The sequence below is a fragment of the Gilliamella sp. CG22 genome (genome assembly GCF_046635725.1).
Classification (GTDB): domain Bacteria; phylum Pseudomonadota; class Gammaproteobacteria; order Enterobacterales; family Orbaceae; genus Gilliamella; species Gilliamella apicola_I.
Genome location: NZ_JBIDFK010000003.1, coordinates 51,399 through 62,164 on the forward strand (window position 1 = coordinate 51,399; position 10,766 = coordinate 62,164).

9 protein-coding genes are annotated in these 10,766 nt (G+C 35.3%); all 9 read right to left on the bottom strand.

Annotation, left to right across the window (positions count from 1 at the left end; translation table 11 throughout):
* Positions 1-92 precede the first annotated feature (92 nt).
* Positions 93-1,565 (bottom strand): VWA domain-containing protein, encoded by a 1,473-nt coding sequence (locus ACGH46_RS03465; protein WP_267379789.1) that lies wholly within the window; start codon positions 1,563-1,565, stop codon positions 93-95.
* A gap of 104 nt (positions 1,566-1,669) precedes the next feature.
* Entirely contained in the window at positions 1,670-2,983 is a 1,314-nt protein-coding gene (locus ACGH46_RS03470) for a vWA domain-containing protein (protein ID WP_411604191.1), read from the bottom strand.
* A 65-nt stretch (positions 2,984-3,048) separates the two neighbouring features.
* On the bottom strand, positions 3,049-3,531 hold the full coding sequence (locus ACGH46_RS03475; RefSeq protein ID WP_267350405.1) for a hypothetical protein: 483 nt from the start codon (positions 3,529-3,531) through the stop codon (positions 3,049-3,051).
* Positions 3,532-3,533: 2 nt separating this feature from the next.
* Positions 3,534-4,220 carry a hypothetical protein gene (locus tag ACGH46_RS03480; RefSeq protein WP_267350403.1) on the bottom strand — a complete coding sequence of 229 codons (687 nt, stop codon included), beginning with the start codon at positions 4,218-4,220 and terminating at the stop codon, positions 3,534-3,536.
* Positions 4,220-5,827, bottom strand: coding sequence for an SUMF1/EgtB/PvdO family nonheme iron enzyme (locus ACGH46_RS03485; protein ID WP_411604193.1), 1,608 nt, complete (start codon positions 5,825-5,827; stop codon positions 4,220-4,222). Before ACGH46_RS03485 ends, ACGH46_RS03480 begins: the two co-directional genes overlap by 1 nt.
* Positions 5,784-7,007, bottom strand: coding sequence for an ABC transporter permease (locus tag ACGH46_RS03490; protein WP_267379780.1), 1,224 nt, complete (start codon positions 7,005-7,007; stop codon positions 5,784-5,786). Before ACGH46_RS03490 ends, ACGH46_RS03485 begins: the two co-directional genes overlap by 44 nt.
* A gap of 3 nt (positions 7,008-7,010) precedes the next feature.
* On the bottom strand, positions 7,011-7,727 hold the full coding sequence (locus ACGH46_RS03495) for an ABC transporter ATP-binding protein (protein WP_411604194.1): 717 nt from the start codon (positions 7,725-7,727) through the stop codon (positions 7,011-7,013).
* A 5-nt stretch (positions 7,728-7,732) separates the two neighbouring features.
* Positions 7,733-9,706, bottom strand: a complete 1,974-nt coding sequence (locus ACGH46_RS03500; protein ID WP_411604197.1) for a vWA domain-containing protein — start codon at positions 9,704-9,706, stop codon at positions 7,733-7,735.
* Positions 9,707-9,718: 12 nt separating this feature from the next.
* Positions 9,719-10,759 carry a hypothetical protein gene (locus ACGH46_RS03505; protein ID WP_267350393.1) on the bottom strand — a complete coding sequence of 347 codons (1,041 nt, stop codon included), beginning with the start codon at positions 10,757-10,759 and terminating at the stop codon, positions 9,719-9,721.
* Positions 10,760-10,766: the final 7 nt, after the last annotated feature.

The window sequence follows — 10,766 nt, forward strand, 5'->3', positions numbered from 1 at the left end:
TGGAATAAAAAACCAGACTCAAAATAGTCTGGTTTTTTTATTAATACACATCGCTAAAATAGTCTACGATGAATATTCATCTGTCTTATTCTTTATTGGCATACAGGGCGATTAATTTTCATATCTGAAACGGCTTTATTCATCTGTTTAATCATATCTTTTGGTGTCTGAGCTATATATACCTTGCCCCCTGTCGCATTTGCAACACAATCAATCTTATGTTCACCAGCAATATCTACAATATTGATTTTTAAACGAGGTTTTGAGACTGAAATATGATGAGCTAATGTACAGATATTTTTATGAGTACAGGTATCTTCACCGTCACTGATAATTAAAATATAATCATCTCGTTTTACCCCATCAAGCATATTACTGGCTTTTTCTAATCCATTATAAAGTGGTGTTCCCCCACCACCAGCAGCGGTTGGCGTCAGTTTATTAATTTTATTTTTCAATGTTCCACGATTTTTATAACTATAAAAAGGTGAAACCTCGGCCGATGGACAGCCCGTTAGGGTCACTAGTGAAATATTGATATTTTGTTGTATTTTATCAATGCTAGTTAAAGCAACCTTTTTGCTACTTGATAAACGGCTTGGTAATCGAGTCATACGTTTTTCGTAGTTTAGCTTGTCTTGTTCCGACATATAGCGTGGAAAACCATAACCCAAATACTGAAAATACTGTTCAACCTCAGCGGGTGACTCTGCTAATGTCACTATCATCGACAACGAATTATCAAATACCATCACCATTTTAGAAGGATTGGGATTACTGACCAATTCTTCTTTGGTAATACAATTAGCAGGATTTTTAACTTTTGGTTTAGGCTTTTCTTCAGGTTCCGGTTTTTTCTCTTCAACCACTGTTTCTGTGTGCTCAACAGGTTGGGGATCCGGCTTAACTTCTGGATCAGGTTGGATAGGAACATCAACTGGCTCTAATTGAGGTTTTTTCTCTTCATCAGCAGGTATTATTACTGGTGCTGAAACATGACTCGTTTCAGCCACACTATCTTTATTAAATGGATAAAAGACATACCAAAGCCCACCAATTAATGCCAATATTAGCAATGCTAAAAGGAATATAGACCACCAACGCCAAGCCGATTTGGTTGGAAGCTTGGGTTCGGATACTTTAGGCGGTAAAACAGGATCTTCAAACGTATGAACAATAACAGGTTCATCATTAATGACAAAAATCGAATTACCTAAACTTTTAATTCTTGGTATCCAAGATGAAATCAGTGTTTGTTGTTCAGGGGTTAACGACATCAATTTAACGGTATTTTCAATATCTATAATACGTGTTTGTAACGTTGTCGTTACCGTTTGTCGATATAGTTCATTATTAATATCGCTTAATAATATGGGTTGTCCTTCCAGATTGGTAGACCATGCAATGTAATGATCATCTTCTATCAATTTTGGAATGGCGAAGACAGAAAAAGTCCGCTCAGTCAGATGTGATTTTAATAACGATAGTAATGAATTATATTGTTCTAATAAATTGATTTTTTGTGAATCACTGCTATCAAAACAATGCCGTGTTATTCGCTGCATGATAAATTAACTTCCTTACAGATCATTCTAATTTTACCTCAGCTTCAACATGAACATCCAAATATTAAAGATCATCACTGAATAATATCCTATTCGAATGCTACTTATTCACACAAAGGTTTACTGATATTCATATCAGAAACCGCTTTATTCATCTGTTCAACAAGCTCGGTGACATTGTTAGCAATATAGACCCTTCCACCCGTTTTATCCGCTAAACAATCAATCTTATGCTGTCCCACAATGTCCACTATATTTATTTTTAAACGTGGTTGTTGGTTGGCAATTTCATTGGCTAAAGTACAAATATTATCTTCCGAACAATTATCGTCACCATCACTGATAATTAAAATATAATCATCATGATTTACGCCATCAAGCATTGAACTGGCTTGCTTTACACCACTATATAACGGAGTAGCACTATCGTATTCTAATGGTGTTAAACGATTAATTTCATTCTTCAATTTTTCTCTATTATCAAAATGATAAAATGCAGATACCTTTGCGACAGGACAACTATTTAACGTGACAAGAGCAATATTGATATTAGGTTGTATTTTATCAATACTGGATAACGCAACTTGCTTACTACTCGATAGTCGATTCGGTAATCGGGTCATTCTTTCTTCATATTGCTTGGCTTCTTCGAAAGTAAGACGATCAATCCCATTTGACAAATATTTTTCAATTTCTGCTTGAGGTTCAGTAAGCGTTAAATACATCGAAGCGGAGTTATCAAATATCATCACCATTTTAGAGGTTTGCTCGTTTTTTTGGATTTCTTCCTGTGAAATACAGCTAATTACTTCAGAAGTGGAATTGTTTGAGGTCGTTGGTGGTAATAGTTCAGCAATAGGTACGGGGGCTTTATCTATTGTATATAAATAATATAGATATCCAAGTAACCCGACAAAAGCAAGTGCTAAGGTCAAAAACCACCACCTACGCCAAAATGATTTTGTTGTCTTGACAGGAAGGGCTGGAGCCACTTCATTAGTCAGGATTGGCTCATCAAAATGATGAACAATCACAGGTTCATTATTAATGACATAAATCACATTACCTAAACTTCTCATTCTCGGTAACCAAGCCGAAATCAGAGTTTGTTGATCTTCCGTTAATGATTTGATTTTGATAGTATTTTCAATATCATTTAAACGTGTTTGAAGTGTTTTTTCAATCTGCTTTTTATCTGCTTCATTAATAATATCTTCAATGGCAACGGGTTGACCTTCAAGATGCGTATACCAACCAAGATAATGATCGCCTTCAATTAATCTCGGTATTGCTAAAATCGAAAAACTACGTTCGCTAACATTAGGCTTTAACAATTGTAAAACTGAATTATATTGATCAAATAACGAGATTTTATCTAAATCATTAGGATCAAATAACATTCTGGTTATACGTTGCATTGCTAATTTGTTTCCTTATGTTAAACATCGCTTTTGCTAACTATTGATATAATGAATACGCAAATTTAGATATTCAAAGCTTTCTGTAATTGTTGAAGTTTTTTATTTAATTTATCTAACTCAACTTTCTTTTCAATTTCTGATGAATTTGAATTATTCACTTGCTTAAGTTGTTTTTCAATATCATCGACTTGTGCTTGCAAGTCTGCGCGATCTTTCGCTTTTTCTTTAATTTCGTTGGTTAAACTCGTTAAATCATCTTTCAATTTTTGTTGTTGTGCTTGCTTTTGCTTAATACTTAAGGCAGTGTCATTTTTCTGTCTTTCTATATTGGCATAGATCGCTTTAAATTGTTGATTTGCCTTTTTTTCATCTTCTAAAATTTGCTGTTTTTGATCAATTCGGGCTTGATAGTTGCCAGAATAATGACAACTTATCTTATCAAAAAAACCGATATTCGTATTCGTTGGATCACACTGTTCGGTTGTGGTTGAACAGCCCATTAACAACAAAATAGGGCTGAATAATATAAGGTATCTTTTTTTCATCATTAGCTCACCTGTACTGCTGAACGTTGTTGACTTACCACATTAATTTGTTTTTCAAGTAATGCTATCTGTTTATGAAGCTGATTAATTTGTTTATCTAATTTTGACATATTAATCCCTGATTGTTTTTCCCTTGCTGAAAGCATAACCCAATCACTTTCAATGCCTTTCATACGATCTAATTTGTCAGTTAAGTAAGCAATATTTGCATCGATTTGCTTCAACTCATTTTTAATCTGTCTTTTACTCAACGTTTTATTTTCAATCTGACTATTTAACACTTTTAAAGTTGCTAAATTTTTATCCAATACGGCTTGCGCATTTTGAGTGACAGCTTGTACTTCCATATTATTTTGCTGAATATCATAAATATAAGCATCAATGCGCATTTCTTCATCTGCATACTCAGCACGCTTAGAATCAAGATAATAATTAGCGCCCATTAATACACCACACCCTACCGCTGCTGTAGCCAGACAAACACCCGGTTTTCCGCCAACTAAAATACAGCTAAGACCAGAAAATCCTGCACCAACGACACACGATTGCCAGGCTGATTTACTAAAAAATTGAGATGTATTACTATTGGTTAATGCAGGATCAACGTCTTTAGTTCTCCACCCTGATGATTGACATCCAGTTAAGACAACAGATAAACATAATGTTATTATGACAACTATTTTTTTCATTATTTCCTTCCTTTAATTTCATTGCAGGTTTGTAACCAAACTGATTGTTCTATTTTACCCGATACAATGTATTGATTGATATGTTTTAAATAGAGCTTTAAATAATCGCTCATATTTGCCTTTCCACTACTTTGTAAAATAAATTGTGTTGCTTTAGCTTGTTCATTAATTGTGTTTTTTTCGTAATTTGATGCAGTGCTAACAATAGTATCAGCATAATATTTTAATATAAAATTGCGTGCATTTCTTGAATCAATGACAACTTGATTTAAATTATTTAACTTTGTTTTAGAACACATATCTGTACTCTCTAGCTCACTTGAGTCACTTGCATCACAAATTTCATTAATCATTGTATTATATAAATTATTATTATATTCATATTTATCATTAAGATCAGAGACATTCGCACATAAAAAAGCCCCCAATTGTAAGGCAGATTGAATGGAACGATCTCGCTGCTCATCCCGTGACTGGTTCGCACTTCGTAAAAGTAGATTAAGTTGATTTAACTCTTTTTTAGTTTTTTCATCTTCAACTTGTTTAGTAATTTTTTCCAGTTCATTCACCACATTGTTATCATTTGACGATTCGACTTCATTACCAAGTTCGTTCCACTGTTTTTCTAATTCTTTAATCGAAACTTTAGAGTGCATAACTTCAGTGGTATACACTAAACGAAATCCAACATCTTTGCTTTGATAAGCACCTTTATTATCATAGTAAGGCTTTTCACTACGAAAGGCAGTTGTTATTGAAGATTCAGGAGTCAAATAACTACCGCCCCGAATAATCATGCCTCCTGGTTGTCCATGATAACGATCTAATTTATTCATTCTAAATGAATCAAACATCATTTCACTGGCATTACCTAAAATATCATAAAGATCCAGTGGATTAGGAGCTAAGCGACCAATAAGTTGTAATTTTCCATTGGCTGACTTTGCCCCTGAAAACCAGGCATAGTTTTCCAAACCACTCGTAATAGGAAAAACTGTCTCGCGAAATTCAGATTCAGTGACTTTCATGCCACCCCGTGCAGCGTACTCCCATTCGGTATTCGTTGGCAAACGTACATAGCCTTTTGGCAACACTTTTAATTGAGATTGGTTTTCCAGTAACCATTGGTTATATTTATTACTAAATGCAATAGCATCAAACCAACTAATATTAGTCACAGGGAAAATCAAACTCACTTTAGCCGTTGGACAAGTATCATTCATCACCGCTTGATATTGTAGTGCTGTAATTTCATATTTACCGATTAAATAATACCTTTCTTCGTTTTCATTAGAAAAGCTACCAGAAATATAATTAGGTGTTGCGTATTCAGCAAAACCTAACTCTTTTTGATTACTGCCTAAAATTACTTTTACATCCTCAAGTGGTTTATTGGTAGGCGTAAATACCCTTTTCATCACCAAACGCCCATCACAAGGCATCGGCAAAATCACATCATCACTGGCAGGTTTAGGATTATAAAACTTACTATCCCAAGGCTCAGCATAACTGCATAAAGGGATAAAACTTAAGATTAGTCCCCAATAATGCCATTTTTTATGATTATACTTCGCGCAAGCTTTCTGCTGGCTGAATCTTAACAGCACGTCGACCTCCTACCGTTACTACAATAGCTGATATCAATAAAGTAAGTAAAAATGCGATAATAAAATGATAAAATTGTAATTGGCTAACTACTGGATGTGAAACTAAATTTTTACCTAACACAAAATTAAAGGCATAGTTGCCAAATAAAAAAAGTAGGCAAGAAATGATAAATGCCAAACAACTTAGCATCATGGCTTGAGTCATTAAATAAAGCATAATCCCTTTTGATTTAAATCCAAGTAATCGCATCAAAGCGATATCTTTGCGTTTACGTTCAATATTAGATAGAAATGATCCTGTAAAAGATAAAATACACCCTAATACAGCTGTTATTGCAATGACACTAAATATAAAATTGAGAACCCGATCTATCGCTTGCATATTTTCTATCGCATTAGCTTGAGTACGTGTTTCAATATTTTGTTGACGTAGTTTATAAGACAAAGGCGCTACATCATCAAGTGACCTTGCATAAATACGTGCTCTGGCAAATGAGTTATGTTCTGGTGGATTAACAAGCCCTGTGGTTGATTGAAAAATATTTATTTGATAACCGTCATAAAAATGTTCCATATCAATTAAAAGCGCTAAAGACACAAATGCGGCAGCCCGACCATAATAAATTTCGGGAATCACTCCGATGATCTCTAACTCGACTATACCTTTTTCCAGTTTGCCATCGAGTTGCCTTGTCACGACCATTTTTACTTTATCACCAACCTTTGCCTGCATTTTTTCTGCGGCTAAAGCGGATATTAAAATCTGTTGTTCATGATGCAAGAGCGGTAAACTTTGGGTTATAGGATCACCTTTAGCTGTCGGAATAATTTCAGCATTATTAACAAAATGACGATTATCTTTCATTAAATCAGCTTGAGTATTAAGGGAACGTGTCAACGGAATCACAAACGCAGTTTCAGGTTGTTGGGCAATCCATTCAAACATTGAATGATCTAACTGTAAATTACCCACAATTTTAACTTCTAAATTTTGCGGATCATTAAGTAACTGCTGGCGAAGCTGTGAAACAACACCATATTTTAAGCTAAAGAGTAGCAACAGTGGGGTAATTACCGAGATCACCGATGCAATAATACAAAATGAAACCTTCTTGTCGTACCATAAATCCGACAAAGATAACCGAGTAATAAGCCGCCATTTCGATAATAATGTGATCATCGCTTATACCTCATCTTGTAAGGGTAAAAATTCGGATGAATGGGAAGAGGTAATTTGAGACGTTAAAGTAAATAATCCTTTATCAGCAATACGTTGCCAATCATGGGTCACAATCAAGGCAGCAATATTATCCTGCTGAGCTTGCTCAATAATTAAATCAAATAATAAATTGGCATTATAAGGATCAAGCGCTGAAGTCGGTTCATCAGCCAGTAATAGTGCAGGTTTATGGATAATTGAACGAATAAAAGAAGCTCGCTGTCTTTCACCAATCGAGAGTTGTTTAGGATATTTACTTAACAAGTGTGAAATACTCAACTTTTGTACTAAATAATCAAATCGTTGTTTATCCACCTTTTTTTGTAACACATTTACTGAAAGCAAAATATTATCATGCACCGTTAAAAAAGGGAGTAATCCGCCTGTTTGCAACATAAAGCCCAAATAATTTGCGCGCATATCCGCTAACTTATCCAGTTTATCGTGTTGGATTAGTTGAGCAATATCAACGTCACCATTACCCATAGTAAGATTGTAGCAACCAATATGGTCAGGCTTTAGGATCATACCTATCATTTCAAGTAATGTGCTTTTACCCGAACCGCTATCACCTCGAATAATAACCACTTCACCCGCTTTAATGGTCAGCGCAGGAAGGTTAACACTAAAAAAAGATTTACCAGTTGAGCGCGTGATTGCAAGTTTTTTTATCGTTAGCATCTGTTTTACGGTAACATCTCTAAAGGAATAGGATAAACATTTTCACGAGGATCACTACCTTCCGCTAATGAAATCCAACGATCAACATCCGCATTACATTTCTGATAATAACGAATTTTACTATTTAAATTACGAATAAATTTCTCCTGCTCAAGACCACTCATACTTTTCCACAACTCTTGATCCAACCCGGTTACATCACTTTTATAAGGGATATTATCCAAATATTCCCCAAGTAACCCCAAATCGGCAATTTTTGTGACTGCGTTCGATTTTAATTTACTTGGGTCTTGCCCCATAGCAGCAGCAACCGATCGCAGCTGCGAAAACATATCATCGGCAGAAATTAATCCATCATTTGCTGCATTAGCGATTTTACTAACAATATCGCTTAAATCACTTAATTGAGATTTAGTTAATAAGATTCGAGGTTCAGCTGTTGGAATAGTGGGTTTAATAAAATCTTTATCAGCAATCCACGCTTTGAAGACCGAAGGCGCTTTAGACCCATTAGTTTCACCTAAATAAGCCAACTGCATAGCTTTACCCAGTAATAATGCATCATTCAACATATCGGCATTACTATCTTTAGCATTAATCGCATTACCTATTGACGCTTCACCTTTATAAGCAAGTTTCACTTGCTCGGCTAAGGCTTTGGCTAAAGAGTCAACTTTTTGACCAAACTCATTCACATTACCGGCATTAACAGGGTAGTAAAGTGATTTATGAATAAAATCATTGTACGTTAAATCAGAATACTGCGTCGCAGCAATTTGGTGATCTTTTTCGCCACTTGCCGTTTTTAAATGTAATGCATAAATCGCAACCCCTTTATGCTGTGCTTCAAGCCTTAATTGCGCAGCATCCATACCGGTGCTAGAAAGTTTATCATCCCCCGAAATTGCACTTGCATCCGTAATAAGAATCATATAACGCGCACCAAAACTATTCCAATTAATATCATTCAACGCTTGTGCAATCCCCGCAAATGAATCTTCGGCAAAATAAGCCGTTGATACCGAGGCTTGTTTAAGTGATGCACTGAGTTTTTTAAAATCTTCACGATTTTTTACTTGGTTTGGATCGGCAAAAACTTTTGTCACAAATTCAAGTTTATCTGATGCGGTTAAACTTGATCGAAACGACACCAACCCAAATTTAACTTGATCTTGTAACTTCTCTTTTTCAATATGCTGATAAACGCGTTCAACGGCCTCTTTGGTTCTTGAAATATACGGATCCATGGAAATCGTTGAGTCTATCACAAACACAATTGCAGCTTTAAAAGGAGCGACTTGATTAGTACTATCATCTGTTTTTTGAGTGGTAGTGGATGACTTAACGTTCTGAGTTGTTGCCACTAATTTATCTTGTTTACTGACAGAGGCGACTTCTAATATACGCTCATAAAACCCTTGTCCATTCATGACCTCTTCACCTTGTAAAATAGGTAATAAATAGAAGTTATTTTTAAAATCAACAAATTCCGCCGGCTCTTGAGCGATAACTTTTGGCGAAGTTTGGTTAACGTTTAATGCCTCACGAATGGGTTTTAATAATGTTTCTGGATGTTCAGAATCAACAATTGCCGTGAGTGAATCTTTATCTTTAAAAAATAGCAAAGGATCACGTTCAACCGGATTAGTAAAAACCAAGGTCATTTGCATATTCCATTCAATTGCGCATGAGCCATTAATCCAACCTACCGTTTTTCCATAGGAATCAGGTCCAACACTTAACCATTCTTGGTTATTTTGATTTTTACGTTCATAAACATAATAGCGAGAAAATGCAGGAACTTGCTGTCCTGTAACCTCGCTAATATCTTTTTTTAACTCACACGTTGGCGTACTTAGTACGCGTTGATACAGTGTTGTTTTACCTTGCTGTTTAAGCGGTTCATTGGCAAAACTTATCAAGGGTAAACAAGTTAAGCTCAATACAAACATAATTTTTGAGATAGCTAAATTTTCCATTTTTGTTCCTACCTACTTTTGTAGCTCAGCTAACCGTGCTTTTACGTCTTTATTATCGGGATCATTATTCAATGCGGTTTCGTACCAATAAATAGCCGTTTCTTTATCAGCTTCAAAACAGCTATTAGCTTGATAATACTTTTCGTCATATTCTTTGGCATACAAAATGGCAATGGTTGAATTTACTTGTGATTGATTAGCATATAACCGCTGAGCAATATTACATTTTTTTGCTTTTTTAGCATCATTGATCAACTGAATAATCATTGGAGTCAGTGGTTTAGTTTGCAAACATTTTTGAATAAAAGTGAGATCATCATCACCTACTTGACTTAAACTACATTGACCTAACATAGCCGGTTCAGCGTCTTTAGCTTGTTGATTTTGGAAGAATAGAAAATACCAAATTGCGATACCCATAACAATTACCAGTAAAATAGCAATGATCAAGCCGAATATTAAACCTGATTTTCTTTTTTGTTTAATCGGTTGTGTCAACGTCTCATCCGTTACAGTTTCAGATGTGGGTACGGATGTAACGACTTCCTCAACGACGGGTTCAACAGGTTCTTCGATAATTTGTTCTTCGATTTCAGGCTCGTAAATGGTTTGTGTTTCGCCATCCATTTTTTCGTCATCGGGGATTACATCTACACACTCCTCAGGTTCAAGATGCGTATCAGACGTAGTAGTAACCGTGTTTAATGCAGCTGACGTCATCACACCATCAGCTATGTTAATGACGCCTCGGTCACTGTAATTTTCGTTTTGCTTATCACGAATCTGTACCAAAAATCGTGCAGTACTTTCTTGAGTTAATAACGAATCAACCAGCCATTCACCAACAAGCCCGGTTAACTGTTCATGTTCGACAGTCATATCAGCCAACGTATGCCAACTTTTTTCTGGACTCCATTGATTTAATCCAGACAAATAATAACTATCCTGATTACGTTGAATCAATATTTCAATATCAGCACTACCATTCCATTTATATGCCAAAAATTTAGCTATACCTGGTTTATAACCATTTAATTCGATTCTTAATGCCATAATGTCC

What these genes read in the sequence shown, in the direction of transcription:
- ACGH46_RS03465 (WP_267379789.1), bottom strand. Translation starts at nt 1,565, where the DNA reads ATGCAGCGAATAACACGGCATTGTTTTGATAGCAGTGATTCACAAAAA.
- ACGH46_RS03470 (WP_411604191.1), bottom strand. Translation starts at nt 2,983, where the DNA reads ATGCAACGTATAACCAGAATGTTATTTGATCCTAATGATTTAGATAAA.
- ACGH46_RS03475 (WP_267350405.1), bottom strand. Translation starts at nt 3,531, where the DNA reads ATGAAAAAAAGATACCTTATATTATTCAGCCCTATTTTGTTGTTAATG.
- ACGH46_RS03480 (WP_267350403.1), bottom strand. Translation starts at nt 4,220, where the DNA reads ATGAAAAAAATAGTTGTCATAATAACATTATGTTTATCTGTTGTCTTA.
- ACGH46_RS03490 (WP_267379780.1), bottom strand. Translation starts at nt 7,007, where the DNA reads ATGATCACATTATTATCGAAATGGCGGCTTATTACTCGGTTATCTTTG.
- ACGH46_RS03495 (WP_411604194.1), bottom strand. Translation starts at nt 7,727, where the DNA reads ATGCTAACGATAAAAAAACTTGCAATCACGCGCTCAACTGGTAAATCT.
- ACGH46_RS03500 (WP_411604197.1), bottom strand. Translation starts at nt 9,706, where the DNA reads ATGGAAAATTTAGCTATCTCAAAAATTATGTTTGTATTGAGCTTAACT.
- ACGH46_RS03505 (WP_267350393.1), bottom strand. Translation starts at nt 10,759, where the DNA reads ATGGCATTAAGAATCGAATTAAATGGTTATAAACCAGGTATAGCTAAA.